This window comes from Thermomonas alba, assembly GCF_022419205.1.
GTDB classification, from domain to species: domain Bacteria; phylum Pseudomonadota; class Gammaproteobacteria; order Xanthomonadales; family Xanthomonadaceae; genus Thermomonas; species Thermomonas alba.
The window spans coordinates 88,168-104,912 of sequence record NZ_JAJOZU010000001.1; the positions used below are offsets into that span (position 1 = coordinate 88,168).

At 68.5% G+C, this 16,745-nt stretch carries 16 protein-coding genes; 13 read left to right on the forward strand and 3 right to left on the reverse strand.

The window, feature by feature from the left end; genetic code table 11:
- Positions 1-15 precede the first annotated feature (15 nt).
- From ML342_RS00425 to recO, 8 genes are all read left to right on the forward strand, one after another.
- Positions 16-900, forward strand: coding sequence for a sigma-E factor negative regulatory protein (locus ML342_RS00425; protein ID WP_240124957.1), 885 nt, complete (start codon positions 16-18; stop codon positions 898-900).
- 89 nt (positions 901-989) lie between these two features.
- A complete protein-coding gene (locus ML342_RS00430) occupies positions 990-2,531 on the forward strand; it encodes a DegQ family serine endoprotease (protein ID WP_240124958.1) in 1,542 nt (513 codons plus the stop codon).
- Between the two features lie 312 nt (positions 2,532-2,843).
- Entirely contained in the window at positions 2,844-4,640 is a 1,797-nt protein-coding gene (gene lepA, locus ML342_RS00435) for a translation elongation factor 4 (protein ID WP_240124959.1), read from the forward strand.
- Between the two features lie 55 nt (positions 4,641-4,695).
- Positions 4,696-5,484: a signal peptidase I gene (gene lepB, locus ML342_RS00440; protein ID WP_240125334.1), complete on the forward strand. Its 789-nt coding sequence runs from the start codon at positions 4,696-4,698 to the stop codon at positions 5,482-5,484.
- Positions 5,485-5,540: 56 nt separating this feature from the next.
- Positions 5,541-5,924 carry a DUF4845 domain-containing protein gene (locus ML342_RS00445; RefSeq protein WP_240124960.1) on the forward strand — a complete coding sequence of 128 codons (384 nt, stop codon included), beginning with the start codon at positions 5,541-5,543 and terminating at the stop codon, positions 5,922-5,924.
- Between the two features lie 4 nt (positions 5,925-5,928).
- Entirely contained in the window at positions 5,929-6,591 is a 663-nt protein-coding gene (gene rnc, locus ML342_RS00450) for a ribonuclease III (RefSeq protein WP_240125335.1), read from the forward strand.
- The gene (gene era / locus ML342_RS00455; protein WP_240124961.1) at positions 6,588-7,511 is read left to right on the forward strand and encodes a GTPase Era; all 924 of its coding nucleotides are present in this window, start codon (positions 6,588-6,590) and stop codon (positions 7,509-7,511) included. Before rnc ends, era begins: the two co-directional genes overlap by 4 nt.
- Positions 7,512-7,571: 60 nt before the next feature.
- On the forward strand, positions 7,572-8,315 hold the full coding sequence (recO, locus tag ML342_RS00460; RefSeq protein ID WP_240124962.1) for a DNA repair protein RecO: 744 nt from the start codon (positions 7,572-7,574) through the stop codon (positions 8,313-8,315).
- Positions 8,316-8,325: 10 nt separating this feature from the next.
- On the opposite strand, the gene ML342_RS00465 is transcribed toward recO, so the two are convergent.
- Both ML342_RS00465 and yhbY read right to left on the reverse strand, forming a co-directional pair.
- Positions 8,326-8,697 carry an Mth938-like domain-containing protein gene (locus tag ML342_RS00465; protein ID WP_240124963.1) on the reverse strand — a complete coding sequence of 124 codons (372 nt, stop codon included), beginning with the start codon at positions 8,695-8,697 and terminating at the stop codon, positions 8,326-8,328.
- Positions 8,698-8,700: 3 nt separating this feature from the next.
- Positions 8,701-9,006, reverse strand: a complete 306-nt coding sequence (gene yhbY / locus ML342_RS00470) for a ribosome assembly RNA-binding protein YhbY (protein ID WP_240124964.1) — start codon at positions 9,004-9,006, stop codon at positions 8,701-8,703.
- A gap of 72 nt (positions 9,007-9,078) precedes the next feature.
- Between yhbY and rlmE the strand changes: the two genes are divergently transcribed.
- From rlmE to ML342_RS00495, 5 genes are all read left to right on the forward strand, one after another.
- Complete coding sequence (gene rlmE, locus ML342_RS00475; RefSeq protein ID WP_240125336.1) at positions 9,079-9,741, forward strand: 23S rRNA (uridine(2552)-2'-O)-methyltransferase RlmE; 663 nt, start codon at positions 9,079-9,081, stop codon at positions 9,739-9,741.
- Between the two features lie 33 nt (positions 9,742-9,774).
- Positions 9,775-11,667 (forward strand): ATP-dependent zinc metalloprotease FtsH, encoded by a 1,893-nt coding sequence (gene ftsH, locus ML342_RS00480; protein ID WP_240124965.1) that lies wholly within the window; start codon positions 9,775-9,777, stop codon positions 11,665-11,667.
- Positions 11,668-11,749: 82 nt separating this feature from the next.
- On the forward strand, positions 11,750-12,643 hold the full coding sequence (gene folP / locus ML342_RS00485) for a dihydropteroate synthase (RefSeq protein WP_240124966.1): 894 nt from the start codon (positions 11,750-11,752) through the stop codon (positions 12,641-12,643).
- 51 nt (positions 12,644-12,694) lie between these two features.
- Positions 12,695-13,120: a DUF2946 family protein gene (locus ML342_RS00490; protein ID WP_240124967.1), complete on the forward strand. Its 426-nt coding sequence runs from the start codon at positions 12,695-12,697 to the stop codon at positions 13,118-13,120.
- An 88-nt stretch (positions 13,121-13,208) separates the two neighbouring features.
- Positions 13,209-15,563 (forward strand): TonB-dependent receptor, encoded by a 2,355-nt coding sequence (locus ML342_RS00495; RefSeq protein ID WP_240124968.1) that lies wholly within the window; start codon positions 13,209-13,211, stop codon positions 15,561-15,563.
- Positions 15,564-15,606: 43 nt separating this feature from the next.
- On the opposite strand, the gene ML342_RS00500 is transcribed toward ML342_RS00495, so the two are convergent.
- Positions 15,607-16,686, reverse strand: a complete 1,080-nt coding sequence (locus tag ML342_RS00500; protein WP_240124969.1) for an alkane 1-monooxygenase — start codon at positions 16,684-16,686, stop codon at positions 15,607-15,609.
- Positions 16,687-16,745 lie beyond the last annotated feature (59 nt).

Here is a 16,745-nt window from a genome sequence, read left to right on the forward strand (position 1 = left end):
TCCGCGGATATTCCCATGGAGACCACGCCCGATACCGACCGCTATTGCATCGGCCTGACCCAGCTGTCGAGCCGGGAGCAGCTGTCCGCGTTGATGGATGGGATGCTGCCGGAGGATCAGACCCGCTTCCTGCTGCGCCGCCTGCGGCACGATGCCGAGCTGGCCGCCAGCTGGGAACGCTGGCGTATCGCCAGCGACGTGATGCGCGGGCTGGCGCCGGCGCGTCATCTGCCTGCGGATTTCGCGCTGCGCGTGGCGGCAGCCTTGCGCGAGCAGGCCGCGGTCGAGCGGCGGGAACAGAGGCGCGTGGGGCGCCGTTACTGGTACGCCAGCGCGGCGTTGCTGGCGGCGCTGGCGCTGCTACCGGTCATGCGCGGGCCGACGCCGAGCGAGGCGCCAGGCCGCGCGCCGGCGCTGGCCGCGGTGTCCGTCAAGCCTGCCACCGCGCCGCAGGTCCATCGGGCGGCGCCCGTCGCGGTGGGCGCCAGCGCGCCGGCAGACGCCTCCGTGAGCGTCGCGCTTGCCAGCAGCACATCGGCACGTAAGCCGGAAGGGGCCGTGCAGGCGGAGCGCGGCGATCGTGGCCGCAGCCTGCAGCGGCCGCCTTCTGCGGCGCCTGTGATCGAGCTGGCGCAGAGGCCCTCTGCGCTCGAGTTCGAATCCAGTGCGACAGGCATCGGCAGTCGTCCCTGGCCGCGCCGGATCCTCCCTCAGTACGGTGAAGGCGATCGCTTCACGGTCGGTTTCGGCGAACTTGCGCCTGCGGGTCAGGCGTTGCCGGCCTTGCTGCCGATGATGCCGTCGCCGGCGTTCTTGCAGCAGGCCGCTCCGGCGCCGGCGCAGCGGGCAGGGTCAGATCGTGCGCCTGACCGCGAGCAGGCGGATCCGACGCAGCCGTGAGTGTCATTGGTCCGCGCATCCAGGCTCCGCCGTCTTTTCAGCGTCATTTCTATTTCGAGAGACTCAAGCGAACGAGGAGTAGTCCGTCCATGTCTGCAAAACGATTGATCCGCCTGCGTCCCGCGCTGCTGGTCGCTGCCCTCGCGGTCGCCGGTGTCGGTGCCTGCAGCGGGCAGAACACCGCCAGCGCGCAAACGCCGGTAGCCAGCGCGCCGTCTGCGCCGGCGCCGGAGTTGGTCGGCAACCTGCCGGACTTCACCCGCCTGGTCGAGCAGGTGGGGCCGGCGGTGGTGAGTGTGCAGGCCGAGATCGGCGGGCGGGCGCAGGTGCGCCGCATGCAGACACAGGAGGATGAGGACGGCATCGATGATGACCAGATTCCGGAGTTCTTCCGCCGCTTCTTCGGGCCTGGGCTGACGCCGATGCCGGGGATGCCCGGGCTGCCGGGCATGCGGCCACGCGGGATTTCGCTGGGCACCGGCTTCATCATTTCCAGCGATGGCTATCTGTTGACCAATCATCACGTGATCGACGGCGCCGACAAGGTGACGGTGAAGCTGTCCGATCGCCGCGAGTTCACCGCGAAGGTGGTGGGCAGCGATCCGCAATCGGACGTGGCCTTGCTCAAGATCGATGCCAAGAATCTGCCGGTCGCGCGCATCGGTGACTCGCGCACGCTCAAGCCCGGGCAGTGGGTGGTCGCGATCGGCTCGCCGTTCGGGCTGGATCATTCGGTCACGGCCGGCATCGTCAGTGCGGTGGGGCGCGCCAATCCTGGCGCCGACCAGCGCTACGTGCCGTTCATCCAGACCGACGTGGCGATCAACCGAGGCAACTCGGGTGGCCCACTGATCAACACCCGTGGCCAGGTGGTGGGGATCAACTCGCAGATCTTCAGCAATTCCGGCGGCTATATGGGGGTGAGCTTCGCCATCCCGATCGACGTGGCGATGAACGCAGTGCAGCAGCTCAAGGCCACCGGCAAGGTGGTGCGCGGCCAGCTCGGCGTGCAGGTGCAGGCCATGGACCGCGACACCGCCAAGGCACTCGGTCTGAGCGAGCCCAGCGGCGCGCTGGTGGCCATGGTGGAGCCGGGCAGCCCGGCCGAGCGCGCCGGGCTGCTGCGCCAGGACGTGATCCGCAGCGTGAACGGCCAGCCCATCTATGACTCCAGCGACCTGCCGCCAGTCATCGGCGCGATGGCGCCGGGGACCCGGGTGAAGTTGGAGGTGATCCGCGACGGCAAGCTGCGCGTGCTGGAAGCGACCCTGGGCGCGCTCGATGAGTCGGGATCCGGCATGGCGTCTTCGGTAGAGACTGATCGGCCGGCGGCGCGGGCCGAGGGCAATGCGTTTGGGATCATCGGGCAGGATCTGAGCGATGAGCAGCGTCGCCGCCTCGGATTGAAGCCGAAGGAGGGGGTGCTGATCGCGCGCGTCACCAGCGAGGCTGCGCGCGATGCCGGCTTGCAGCCTGGTGATGTGGTTCTGGCGGTGGGGCGCAACGACGTCGGCAGCGCTGCCGCGCTGGATGCCCAGCTGCGTGCGGCCGGAACCGACAAGCCGGTGATGCTGCTGGTGCGGCGCGGCGGCGGCACCCGCTATGTCGCCGTCAACCCGAAGTCGGAGTGAGCCGGTTCTGACGACCGGCCGCTCAAGGGAACCTCTAATCAAATCAGAGGTTCCCGCCGGCCATGGAGGGCCGGCCACGCATCAATCACGCAAGTGATTGATGCGTGTGAGCCGAGTCCGGGCCTGTACCGGACTCGGCGTGGGCTGACAACGCCTGGATGGCGTTGTTCAGACCTTCCCAAGTTGGCTCGGCGATCCGCCCGCTTCCCGCCAGGGGAGCGGGCGGTACTGTGCGATAATGCCGCGCTTGTTTCATCGACGGTCGCACCCCGCGCCCACCGCCATTGCCGAGTTTCCATGCAGCACGACCCGATGCGGTTCATCCGCAACTTTTCCATCATCGCCCACGTCGATCACGGTAAATCGACCCTGGCCGATCGCATCATTCAGCTGTGCGGCGGCCTGAGCGAGCGCGAGATGGAAGCGCAGGTGCTCGACAACAACCCGATCGAGCGCGAGCGCGGGATCACCATCAAGGCGCAGTCGGTGTCGCTGCCGTACACCGCGCGCGATGGCAATACCTATCAGCTCAATTTCATCGACACCCCGGGCCACGTCGATTTCAGCTACGAGGTCAGCCGCTCGCTGGCTGCCTGTGAAGGCGCGCTGCTGGTGGTGGACGCCGCGCAGGGGGTGGAGGCGCAGTCGGTGGCCAACTGCTACACCGCGGTGGAGCAGGGGCTGGAAGTGGTGCCGGTACTGAACAAGATCGATCTGCCCACCGCCGACATCGACCGCGTGAAGGAGGAAATCGAGGCGGTGATCGGGCTAGACGCCACCGACGCGGTGGCCATCTCCGCCAAGACCGGCCTCAACGTCGAGCAGGTGCTGGAGGCCATCGTCCAGCGCATTCCGCCGCCGAAGCCGCGCGATACCGACAAGCTGCAGGCGTTGATCATCGATTCCTGGTTCGACAACTACCTGGGGGTCGTCTCGCTGGTGCGCATCATGCAAGGCGAAATCAAGCCGGGCGACAAACTGCTGGTGATGAGCACCGGGCGCGTGCACCAGGTCGACCAGGTTGGCGTGTTCACGCCCAAGCGCAAGCTGCTGCCGGCGCTGCGCGCGGGAGAGGTGGGCTGGGTCACCGCTTCGATCAAGGACGTGCACGGCGCGCCGGTGGGCGATACCCTGACGCTGGCCTCGGATCCCGCGCCGGCGCCGCTGCCCGGTTTTCAGGAGATGCAGCCGCGGGTGTTCGCCGGCCTGTTCCCGGTGGATGCCGAGGACTATCCGGCGCTGCGGGAGGCGCTGGAGAAGCTGCGTCTGAATGACGCCGCGCTGCGTTTCGAGCCGGAAAGTTCCGAGGCGATGGGCTTCGGGTTTCGCTGCGGCTTTCTCGGCATGCTGCACATGGAGATCGTGCAGGAACGTCTGGAGCGCGAATACGACCTCAACCTGATCACCACTGCGCCGACGGTGGTGTATGAGGTGCTCAAGACCGACGGCAGCGTGATGCCGATCGACAACCCGGCCAAGCTGCCGCCGGTGAATCACATCGAGGAGATCCGCGAGCCGATCATCCGCGCCAACATCCTCACCCCGCCCGACTATATCGGCAGCATCATCAAGCTGTGCGAGGACAAGCGCGGCGTGCAGTTGGGGATCACCTACATGGCCAGCCAGGTGCAGATCAGCTACGAGCTGCCGATGGCCGAGGTGGTGCTGGATTTCTTCGACAAGCTGAAGTCGGTGAGCCGCGGCTACGCCTCGCTGGACTACCACTTCCTGCGCTTCCAGGCCGGCCCGTTCGTGCGGGTGGATGTCCTGATCAATGGTGACCGCGTGGATGCGCTGTCGATCATCGTCCACCGCAGCCAGGCCGACCGCCGCGGGCGCGAGCTGTGCGAGAAGATGAAAGATCTGATCCCAAGGCAGATGTTCGACGTGGCGATCCAGGCCGCGATCGGCGGCCAGATCATCGCCCGCACCACGGTCAAGGCGCTGCGCAAGAACGTGCTGGCCAAATGCTACGGCGGCGACGCCACCCGCAAGAAGAAGCTGCTCGAGAAGCAGAAGGAAGGCAAGAAGCGGATGAAGCAGGTCGGACGCGTGGAGATCCCGCAGGAAGCCTTCCTCGCGGTCTTGCAGGTGGACAGCAACAAATGATCGCCGCCTCTTCTCCGAGAGGGAGGAGGATGCGGCCAGCGGAGAGCAGCGCATGATGGTGTGGTTCGAGACGATCCTGGTGGTACTGACCCTGCTCAGCGGCCTGATCTGGCTGCTGGACCGGCTGTTCTTCGCCAAGCGCCGCGCGGCCGCCGCGTCCGGCGAGCAGGAACAGCCCAAGGACCCGCTGCTGGTCGATTACGCCAAGTCGTTCTTTCCGATCCTGGCACTGGTGCTGGGGTTGCGCAGCTTCGTGGCCGAGCCGTTCCGGATTCCGTCCAGTTCGATGATGCCGAGCTTGCTGATTGGCGACTTCATCCTGGTCAACAAGTTCGCCTACGGCCTGCGCTGGCCGATCACCAATCACAAGTTCCTGGCCATCGGCGAGCCGCAGCGCGGCGACGTGGTGGTGTTCCGCCCGCCGCACCATCCGCGCGAGGACTGGATCAAACGGGTGATCGGCCTGCCCGGCGACACCATCGGCTACCACGACCACAAGGTGAGCATCAATGGCCGGGTGCTGCCGTACCGGGTGGATGGGGTCTATACCGGCGTCGGCCAGGGCATCGGCGAAACCGGCGATACCCTGCTGACCGAGGGCCTGCCCGGACGCCCGCATCAGGTCTTGGAGCGTGAGTTCAGCGTCGCGGAAGGTGACTGGACGGTGCCGCCGGGGCATTATTTCGTCATGGGCGACAACCGCGGCAACAGCGAGGACAGCCGGTTCTGGGGCTTTCTGCCGGAATCCAACCTGCGCGGCAAGGCCATGCTGGTATGGATGAATTTCGATGCCAGCGCCGAGCACTGGGTGGACGTCTCCCGCATCGGGCAGAAGATTCCTTAAGGCGCAGGCGTTCACAGACCATCGAGCGGACAGTTCAGTCGAGAGGGGAGAGTGAGATGAAACAGTCGCAGCGCGGTATGACCATGTTGGGCTTTCTGATCACCCTGTGCGTGGTGATCTTCTTCGCCTATGTCGGGATGACCATCGTGCCCATGTACATTGAGTTCTATTCGGTGAAGCAGGCGCTCAAAGGGATCGCCAACGACAGCTCGCTGGCCAATGCGCCCAAGGACAAGATCCGCCAGCTGTACCTGCGCCGGCTGGAGATGAGCTACGCCGACCACGTCAAGAAGATGGACGCGCTGAAGTTCGATACGGGCGACGGCGGGCTGAAGATGGTCGTGGACTACGAGCGGCGCGAGCCGCTGATGGCCAATCTCGACGTGGTCGCCAAGTTCCACGCCGAGCAGGTGCTGCCGCGTGGCGCAGGCGCCAACTGAGCCAGTGGTGCGGGTATTCGCGGGGCATGCCTTCGCGACCCCGGAGCTGCTGGCGCAGGCGTTGACCCACCGCAGCGCCGGCAGTCCTCACAACGAGCGCCTGGAGTTCCTGGGCGATGCGCTGGTCAATCAGTTCATCGCCGAGGCGCTGTACCGGCGCTGGCCAAAGGCCGACGAAGGCGCGCTGACCCGCGCGCGCGCCGAGCTGGTGCGCGAGTCTGCGCTGGCCAGCATTGCCCGCATGCTCGACCTGGGCGCGCATCTACGGCTGGGGCCGGGGGAAATGAAGACCGGCGGCCAGCGCCGGGATTCGATCCTGGCAGATGCGCTGGAGGCGCTGGTGGCGGCGATCTACCTGGATGCCGGCTTCGAGGCCTGTCGCGCGGTGGTGCTGCCGTGGTTCGCGCCGCTCATGGCGGCCCTGCCGCCGCCGCATAAAGTCGGCAAGGACGCCAAGACTCGCTTGCAGGAGTGGCTGCAGGCGCGCCAGCACCCGCTGCCGGTATACACGCTGCTGCATGAGAGTGGTGAAGATCATGCGCGAACGTTCCGGGTCAGTTGTACCCTGGCGGTGCCCGCGCTGCAGACCGAGGGCGAGGGCAGTTCGCGGCGCGCAGCGGAGCAGCAGGCGGCCGAAGCCGCGCTCAGCCAGATCGAGGACGCATGAATACGACACCCCAGCGTAGCGGCGCGGTGGCCGTGATCGGCCGCCCGAATGTCGGCAAATCCACCCTGGTCAATGCCCTGGTCGGGGCCAAGGTCAGCATCACCTCCAACCGCCCGCAGACCACCCGTCACCGACTGCTCGGCATCGCCACCTTTCCCGGCGGTCAGCTGCAGCTGGTGGACACGCCCGGCATCCACGCCGAGCAGGGCAAGCGTTCCGGCAAGGCCTTGCATCGGATGCTGAACCGCGCGGCGCGCGGCGCACTGGAAGGCGTGGACGCGGCCATGCTGGTGATCGAGGCCGGGCGCTGGGATCACGAGGATGGCCTCGCTTTCGATGCGCTGCGTGAGGCGGGGTTGCCGGTCGTGCTGGTGATCAACCAGGTGGACAAACTCAAGGACAAGACTGCCCTGCTGCCGTTCATCGCCAAGGTGACGGACGGGCGCACATTCGCTGCCGTGCATCCGCTGTCTGCCCTCAAGCGCAAGGGTCTGGAACCGCTGGTGGCGACCTTGCTGGGGCTGATGCCGGAAGGTGAGCCGGCCTTCGGCGAGGATGAGATCACCGACAAAAGCCAGCGCTTCCTCGCCGGGGAACTCGTGCGCGAGCAGCTGATGCGCCAGCTCGGTGCCGAGCTGCCCTACGCCACCACCGTGGAAGTGGAGAAGTTCGAGGAGGAGCCCTCGCCGCAGGCCGGGGTGATGTACCGCATCGCCGCGGTCATCTGGGTCGAGCGCGAGGGGCAGAAAGCCATCGTGATCGGCAAGGGGGGCGAGCGCCTGCGCGCGATCGGCACCCGCGCGCGCGAGCAGATGGAACGCCTGTTCGGGGCCAAGGTCTTCCTGCAGACCTGGGTGCGCGTACGTGAAGGGTGGAGCGACGACGAGGCCGCGCTGCGCGCGCTGGGGTACCACGACTGATCCCGGCGGGCGCCGCACGGCGCCTCGTTGCGACCCGTCCGGCCCTCCTACAATGCCGGCATGCGCTATGCCGCCGAGCCCGCCTTCGTCCTGCACGCCCGCCCGTGGCGGGAGACCAGCCTGCTGGTCGAGGTGCTGAGCGCCGACCATGGTCGCCTGGGCCTGGTCGCGCGCGGGGTGCAGGGGCCGAAGCGACACCTGCTGCGGGCGGCGCTGCAGCCGCTGCAAGCGATCCGTTTCGATGCCGTGCAAAAGGGCGAGCTGGCGCAGCTGTCGGCGGCGGAAGCCGTGGACGTGGCGCCGGTGCTGCATGGGGAGGCGGTACTGGCGGCGTTCTACGTCAACGAACTGTGCCTGCGCCTGGCGCCGCGCCACGTGCCGCAGCCCGAGCTGCACGCTGCCTACGCGCAGATGCGCGAGCGGCTGCGCGCGGGCGAGAACCTGGCCTGGACGCTACGCCGGTTCGAGCGCGACCTGCTGGAGGCGCTGGGCGTGGGGCTGACGTTCTGGGTGGATGCGAGCGGACATGCGATCGACCCGGAGGCGCGCTACCGCCTGGATCCGGAGCAGGGGCCGCGCCGCCTGCCGGGCGAAGGCGCCGGCGAGCGGCGCGACACTGCTACCGGCCGCGCCCTGCTGGCGCTGGCGACCGATGCCTTGCCCGATGCGGAGGATCTCGCCAGCCTGCGCCTGCCCTTGCGCGCGGTGCTGCTCCACCACCTGGGCGGGCGCGGGCTGACGTCGTGGGGCATGCTCGGAGATCTGGGGCGGCTGGCGGCGGGGCGTTCTGGCAGCGCGCGCTGACGCCGTGCGCTCAGCCGAGCAAAAAGCCGGCCGCCACCCGCCGGCCTTCGCCGGCCAGCACGGCATAGGTGCGTGCGGCCGCGGCGTTCGACATGACCTCGATGCCGATGCCGCGCTGCAGACAGGTGGCCAGCACTGCCTGCGGCGGAAACACCTGGATGGCGCCGGTGCCCAGGATCACCAGCTCCGGCGCCAGGCTCAGGATGACTTCGAAATCGGACGGGGCCAGCATCCTGGCGTCACGCGCCGGCCAGTCTTCGATCAGGGTGTCCGGGGCGATCACGAAACTGGTGTGCAGCCGGCGCTCGTTGACCAGCGCAGATGTGCCGTCTGCGCCGCGCAGAAAGTACGCATAGTCCGGGCGTTCCAGGTTCAGCTGCATGGTTCAGGCGCGCGGCAGCACGATCTGCCGTTTTTCCTTGGAGGGCCGGTACAGCACCGCGGTATGCCCGATCCGCTGCACCAGGACGGCGTCCGCGCGGGTGGCCAGGTCGGCGATCATGGCGTCGCGAGATGCGCGGTCCTCGGCGGCCACTTTTACCTTGATCAGCTCGTGATGCTCCAGCGCCTGCGTGACTTCTGCGACCAGCGCATCGCTGATGCCCTTGCCACCGACCTGCAGCATGGCTTTCAGATCATGGGCCTGCCCACGCAGGAAACGGAGCTGGGCGTTGGTCAAAGTGATCGGCATGCGGCACGCGAACGGATAACTGGGGGTGTGCAGGGTATCATGCAGGGCAACTTTCTCGCCCCGTCGGCGGTCATGGCCACCCGCAGCAAATCCAGCCAGCGCTGGCTCAAAGAGCATTTTTCGGACCCGTACGTGAAGAAAGCGCAGGCCGAGGGCATGCGCTCGCGCGCCGCTTACAAGCTGGAGGAACTGGCCGAGCGCGACCGCCTGCTCAGGCCGGGGATGGTGGTGGTGGATTTGGGCGCCGCGCCCGGCGGCTGGTCGCAGTGGGTGCGCCAGGAACTGGACCGGCTGGAGCGCTCGCTGCCGCCCGGCGCCCGCCGCGGACGGGTGATCGCCAGCGACATCCTGGAGATGCCGCCGCTGGCCGGGGTCGAGTTCCTTCATGGGGACTTCAGGGACGATGCCGTTCTATCTCGGCTGCGTGCCATGCTCGATGGCGAGATGGTCGATCTTGTATTGTCCGACATGGCCCCCAATAAAAGCGGTGTGGATGCGGTAGACCAGCCGCGCGCGATGCACTTGGCCGAGCTGGCCATGGAATTCGCCGATGGCCAGCTGCGCACCGGCGGCACGTTCCTGATCAAGCTGTTCCAGGGAGCGGGCTCGGACGATTATCTGCGGGAGCTGCGGCGGCGCTATGCCAAGGTGGTGATCCGCAAGCCGGCGGCGTCGCGCAGGCGTTCGCCCGAAGTCTATGCGCTGGCCACCGGCAAGCTTGCGCAGATGAAGTGACGAAGAGAGACGGTAGGAAGGCCTGAGGACACCATGAACGATCTTGCGAAGAATCTGCTGCTGTGGGTGGTGGTGGCCGCCGTCTTGATGGTGGTGTTCCAGAGCTTTTCCCCCCGGCTCGCGGGGACTCACGAAGTGATGTATTCGCAGTTCGTGCAGGATGTCGAAAACGATCGCATCAAGAAGGTCGATATCGCCAGCAACGAGCGCACCATCACTTTCCAGCGTGATGACGGCAGTACCGGGACGACCACCGCTCCGGCGCGCGACAAGGACCTCATCAACGATCTCATCCAGCACAAGGTCGAAATCAACCAGGCGCCGCCGGAGTCCGGCATCTCGTTCTGGTCGCTGGTGCTGAACTTCCTGCCGGTATTGCTGATCATCGGCTTCTGGCTGTTCATGATGCGCCAGATGCAGGGCGGCGGTGCGGGCAAGGGCGCGATGTCGTTCGGGCGTTCGCGTGCCAAGCTGCTGTCCGATGACCAGGTGAAGGTGACCTTCGCCGACGTCGCCGGCTGCGACGAGGCCAAGGAGGAGGTGGCTGAACTGGTCGAGTTCCTGCGCGACCCCTCGCGCTTCACCAAGCTGGGCGGCAAGATTCCGCGCGGCGTGCTGATGGTCGGCCCGCCCGGCACCGGTAAGACCCTGCTGGCCAAGGCGATCGCCGGTGAGGCGAAGGTGCCATTCTTCAGTATTTCCGGCTCCGATTTCGTCGAGATGTTCGTCGGCGTCGGCGCCAGCCGCGTGCGCGACATGTTCGAGCAGGCCAAGAAGCACGCGCCCTGCATCATTTTCATCGACGAGATCGACGCGGTCGGCCGCCACCGCGGCTCCGGCATGGGCGGCGGCCACGACGAGCGCGAGCAGACCCTCAACCAGATGCTGGTCGAAATGGATGGTTTCGAGGGCAGCGAGGGTGTCATCGTGATTGCGGCGACCAACCGTCCGGACGTGCTGGACAAGGCGCTGCTGCGCCCGGGCCGCTTCGATCGCCAGGTCATGGTCGGTCTGCCCGACATCAAAGGCCGCGAGCAGATCCTCAAGGTGCACATGCGCCGGGTGCCGCTGGCCGACGACGTGCGCGCCGACGTGCTGGCGCGTGGCACGCCGGGGTTCTCCGGCGCCGATCTGGCCAACCTGGTCAATGAGGCCGCGCTGTTCGCCGCTCGCCGCAACAAACAGCGGGTGGACATGCGCGACTTCGAGGATGCCAAGGACAAGATCTACATGGGGCCCGAGCGCCGCAGCATGGTGATGCGTGAGGAGGAGCGCCGCGCCACCGCGTACCACGAGTCCGGCCACGCGGTGGTGGCGATGTCGCTACCCAAGGCCGACCCAGTGCACAAGGTCACGATCATGCCGCGCGGCTGGGCGCTCGGCGTCACCTGGCAGTTGCCCGAGCACGACGCGCTGAGCAAGTACAAGGACAAGATGCTGGAGGAGATCGCCATCCTGTTCGGCGGCCGCGTCGCGGAGGAACTGTTCGTCGGTCAGGTGTCCACCGGCGCCTCCAACGATTTCGAGCGCGCGACCAGGATGGCGCGCGACATGGTGACCCGCTATGGCATGTCCGATGCCCTCGGCATCATGGTCTATGCCGATGACGACAGTGGCTACGGCATGCACAACAAGACCATTTCCGAAGCCACCCAGCAGAAGGTGGACGCCGAGATCCGGCGCATCCTCGATGAGCAGTACGCGGTCGCGCGCGCGATCCTGGAGAGCAAGCGCGAGATCGTGGAGGCGATGGCGGCTGCCCTGCTGGAGTGGGAGACGCTCGATGCCGAGCAGGTCAAGGCGATCATGGAAGGCCGCAAGCCGAATCCGCCTGCCGGCTGGACCGGGCCGCGGACCGGTCAGGGCAGCAACGACGATTCCGCCACCGGCCGTCCGGTGACGGTGGAGCCGGCGCCGCAGGTCTGACCAGAGCGCCCTGACCGCCGCTTGCCGGCGCGCCGCGGAAAGGCCAGAGTTCGCTCTGGCCTTTCGCGTTTTCCGCATCCCCATGTTCGATACCTCGCCCAGGCTCGACTGCAACGGACGCCCGCTGGTACTCGATCGCCCGCAGGTGATGGGCATCGTCAACGTCACCCCGGATTCGTTCTCCGACGGCGGCGCGTATGCCGATCCAGAGGCGGCGATCGCGCACGGCCTGCGCCTGGTCGCGGAAGGGGCGGACATCCTCGACGTCGGCGGTGAATCCACCCGGCCCGGCGCCGAGCCGGTGACGGTCGCGGAGGAACTGCGGCGGGTGCTGCCGGTGATCGCCGGGCTGGCGGCGCAGGTGGACGTGCCGATCAGCATCGATACCCGGCATGCCGAGGTGATGCGCGCTGCGGTGGAGGCCGGGGCGGGGATGATCAACGATGTGCAGGCCCTGCGCGGCGACGGTGCGCTGGAGGCGGCGGCCGAGCTGGGCGTGCCGGTGGTGCTGATGCACATGCAGGGGCAGCCGGGCACCATGCAGGAGGCGCCGCACTACGACGACGTAGTGGGCGAGGTGCACCGCTTCCTGGCCGAACGCATCTTCGCCTGCGAGATGGCCGGCATCGCGCGCAGGAACCTGGTGGTCGATCCCGGCTTCGGCTTCGGCAAGACCACCGCGCACAACCTGCAATTGCTGGCCCAGCTGCGGCGCTTCACCGAGCTCGGCGTGCCGGTGCTGGCCGGGCTGTCGCGCAAGCGCAGCATCGGCGAGCTGACCGGACGCGAGGAGCCGCGCGCGCGAGTGGCCGGCTCGGTCGCCGCCCATCTGATCGCGGCCCAGAACGGCGCCATGCTGCTGCGCGTGCACGACGTCGCCGCGACGGTGGATGCGCTGAAGGTGTGGCAGGCGGTCGCCGCGCTGCCGGCGCCGCGGCGCGAGGCGGCACCGGCGGCGATCGTCTGGCCGGAGTGATCCCGGCCCTTCCGGCGCCGGTGGCGCGCACGCATTCGGCATAATGCGCGCATGTCGCGCGCGTTTTGCCGCCTCCGTCCCACCCTGCACGCGCTGGCCCTGCTGGCCGCGTGGCTGCTGGTGCTGGTTCCGACGGCGGGGCGCCTGTACCAGGCGCGCGGCGACGACGTCGCCCGGCTCGGTCTGCTTTGCACGCGCGACGGCCTGCGCGCGGGCGTGATCTGGCCGGGCGCATTTGCCGCGGGCCCGGCGCACAGCGGCATGCCCGAAGAGCCGGCCGGGCATGCGCTGCATTCGCTGGACTGCGCCTACTGCCCGCTGCTGGCGCAGGCCTCGCTGCCGTCTCCACCCCAGGCCGTGTTGTTGCCCCCGGCTGGGCCGGTCTTGGTGGCATCTTTGCGGGCGATGCCGCGCATCCCCGCCCGCCACCTGCTGGGCTGGGCGCCGCGCGGGCCGCCCGTCGCGATCGTGGTCTGAGCCTGCTCATCCCTGCCTGCGCCGCTGGATGGCGCGGGTTTGCCGCGCGCGTTCGGCGCGCGTCCACGATCGTTTGGAGTTTGCATCCATGTCTTCCCGTTTTCTTCCGATCGCGCCGCTGGCCGGCGCGCTCCTGCTGGCGCTGTGCGCGCCGGCCCACGCGCAGGCCGCCGGCGATGCCGCGGCGACCTCCACCAAGGATTCTTCCGCGGCCGATGCCGGCCCTGAGGCCGGCAGCAAAAGCGAGGGCATCACCCGCCTGCCCAAGGTGCTGGTGGAAGTCCAGCGCAGGTCGATCGCGCCGGTGCGCGATCTCGAAGCGCAGGCGCTGCAGGCGGGCAATCCGGCGGCCGCTGATACCGCCCGCCTGCTGGAGGCCGTGCCGGGCCTCTGGGTGCATCCGGCGGGCGGCGTGTCCGGCCTGCCGGCCATCCACGGCCTGGCGGATGACCGCCTGCGCATCCGGGTCGATGGCGCCGACGTCACCGCGTCCTGCCCGAACCACATGAATCCGCCGCTGTCGTACCTGGCGCCGGCGCAGGTGGCGCGCATCACCCTGTATCCGGGCGTGACCCCGGTGTCGCAGGGCGGCGATTCGATCGGCGGCAGCATCGTGGTCGAACGCGCGGCGCCTGCGTTCGCCGCCCCGGGCGCGGGCTGGCAGCTGGACGGCCGTGCCGGTGCCTATGCCCGCAGCAACGGCAATGCCCGCGGCGCCGACCTCGACCTGCATCTGGCCAACGACCGCTTCAGCCTGCGCTATACCGGCAGTACGGCGCGCGCCGACAACTACCGCGCCGGGGGCGACTTCAAGACCTACGATGCGACCGGCCGCAGCGGCCACAGCCTGCCGCGCGATGAGGTCGGCTCGAGTGGCTACGTGGTGCACCAGCAGCATCTGGATCTGGCCTATGCCATCGGCGATCACCTGCTGGAAGCGCGCCTGGGGTGGCAGCAGATCCCGCGCCAGGACTATCCGAACCAGCGCATGGACATGACCGACAACCGCCAGCGCAGCCTCAACCTGCGCTATCTCGGGCAGTTCGGCTGGGGCCGCCTGGAGGCGCGCGCCTACCGGGAACTGCTCGACCACGCCATGGATTTCGGGCCGGACAAGCGCTACTGGTACGGCGCATCTTCCGGCACGGGCAGCCCGTGCGCGCCGGTGTCGATGACCTGCGCCGCCGGGATGCCGATGCTGACCCGCAGCGATACCAGCGCCTTCAACCTGGATGCCGACCTCGACCTGGCCGAGGCCGACCATCTGCGTCTGGGGGCCGAACTGCGCCGCTATCGCCTGGACGACACCTGGCCGCCGTCGGGCGGGATGATGGGGCCGGGGACGTTCTACAACATCGTCGATGGGCAGCGCGACCGCGCCGCCGCCTATGCCGAATGGGAGCACCGGCTGGCGCCGGTATGGACCCTGGAGGCCGGCGTGCGTCGCGAGCAGGTGCGGATGAACGCCGGCCCGGTGCGCGGCTACGACCCAACCAGCAACATGATGGGGTCCTGGCAGATGCGCGATGCCGCCGCGTTCAACGCGGCCGACCGCCGCCGCAGCGACAGCCTCTGGGATGCCAGCCTCATCCTGCGCCAGCATGCGGGGGCGCGCCTGGACATCGCCTACGGGCTGGCGCGCAAGACCCGCGCGCCGGGGCTGTACGAGGTCTATCCGTGGTCGACCTGGGCGATGGCCGCGATCATGAACAACTTCGTGGGCGACGGAAACGGCTACATCGGCAACCTGGCACTGCGGCCCGAGCGCGCCACCACTGCCTCGGTGACCGTCGATCTGCACGATCCGGCCGGCGCCTGGCAGCTGCAGGCCACCCCGTACCTCACCCGCGTCGGCGACTACATCGACGCCCTCCAGTGGGATGCCACCAGCAATGCGCCGCGCAGCGTGCCGGTGGTGGGGGCGTTTACCGTGCTCAAGTACGTCAACCAGCAGGCACGCCTGTACGGGCTGGATCTGGAGGCCAAGCGGCGCCTCGGCGATACCGCCTGGGGCCGGTTCGGGCTGGAAGGCACGCTGGCCTGGCTGCATGCCGAGAACACCACCACCGGCGATGGCCTGTACAACCGCATGCCGGCCAATGCGCGGCTGCGCCTGACCCAGCGCCTGGGCGGGTGGAGCAACGTGCTGGAGGTGGTCGCAGTGGCCCGCAAGGACGCCGTCTCGCACGTGCGCAACGAACTGGTGACGCCCGGCTACGGGCTGGTCAACCTGCACCTGTCGCGGCAGTGGCAGGCCTGGAGCCTGCAGCTGGGCGTGGACAACCTATTCGACCGGCTGTACGCGCTGCCGACCGGCGGGGCCTATCTCGGCCAGGGCGCCACGATGGCGATCAATCCGCCCGCGCCGAATCCGCCGCGCTGGGGAGTGCAGGTGCCGGGCCCGGGCCGCAGCGTCTATGCCGCGCTGTCGGTGAGCTTCTGACCGTCGCCGCGCCGGCGTCGCCCGGGCGGCGCCGGCGCGGCCTTCACGGTGCAGGCATCTGCGCGCGCCAGCGTTCCAGGCGGGGGTGCATCACCCGGAACCACAGCGGCGGTACCAGCGCCAGCACGAACATGGTGGCGTAACCGGCCGGCAGCTGCGGGCTGTCGGGGTGGTGCAGCAACACCTGATAGCGGCGGCTGGCGTGGGCGTGGTGGTCGGAGTGCCGCTGCAGATGGAACAGCAGCAGGTTGGTCAGCGCGAAATCCGCGTTCCAGCTGTGCAGATGGGTGGTGCGCTCGTAGCGGCCATCGGGCAGGCGGCGGCGTTCCAGTCCGTAATGCTCGATGTAGTTGATGATCTCCAGCGCCGAGGCGGCGATCAGTCCCTGCAGCAGGAAGCCGATCAGCCCGGGCCAGCCCAGCCACAGCCCGCACGCAGCGCCAAGCGCCAGCCACAGCGCGCTCCAGGCGAGCAGTTCGTTGCGCCAGTGCCACCACGGCAGGCCCTGCCGGCGCAGGCGCTGGGCTTCCAGCCGCCAGGCATTGGCGGTGTTGCGCGTCAATGCCTGCGGCAGGAACTGCCAGAGCGATTGCCCGAAGCGCGCGCTGGAGGCGTCCTGCGGCGTGGAGACGTGCACGTGGTGGCCGCGGATGTGCTCGACCTTGAAGCCGTGATAGCCCACGCTGACCAGCAGCAGCCCGCCGGCGATCCGCTCCAGGCGGGTGTCCTTGTGGATCAGCTCGTGGGCGACGTTGATGGCCATGACGCCGCCGACGATGCCCAGCGACAGCAGCCAGCCCAGATCGCCGGCGACGCTAAATCCGGCCTGCCGCCAGTGCTGCAGCGCCCAGGCCAGGGTCAGGTATTGCACCGGCACCGCCAGCAGGGTGAGGGCGCGGAACCATGGGTCGTGCGCCAGCGCCGGCACCTCGTCCGGCGCCGGGTTGTGCGGGTCGTGCCCGACGAGGACGTCGGCCAGCGGCAGCAGCACGAACAGCACCAGCAGCGGCAGCCAGGCCATGAGATCCGGATGCCCGCTGCGCGTCCCCGACCAGGCGGCCAGCGGCAGCAGGGCCGGCACTCCGAACACGAGCAAGAAGCCGTAGCGTTTCCAGCGCGGCATGGGCGCCTCCGCGTTCCTCGGCGGGGAATGCACGCCGGCATCTTAGCGCCGCGCGCAGC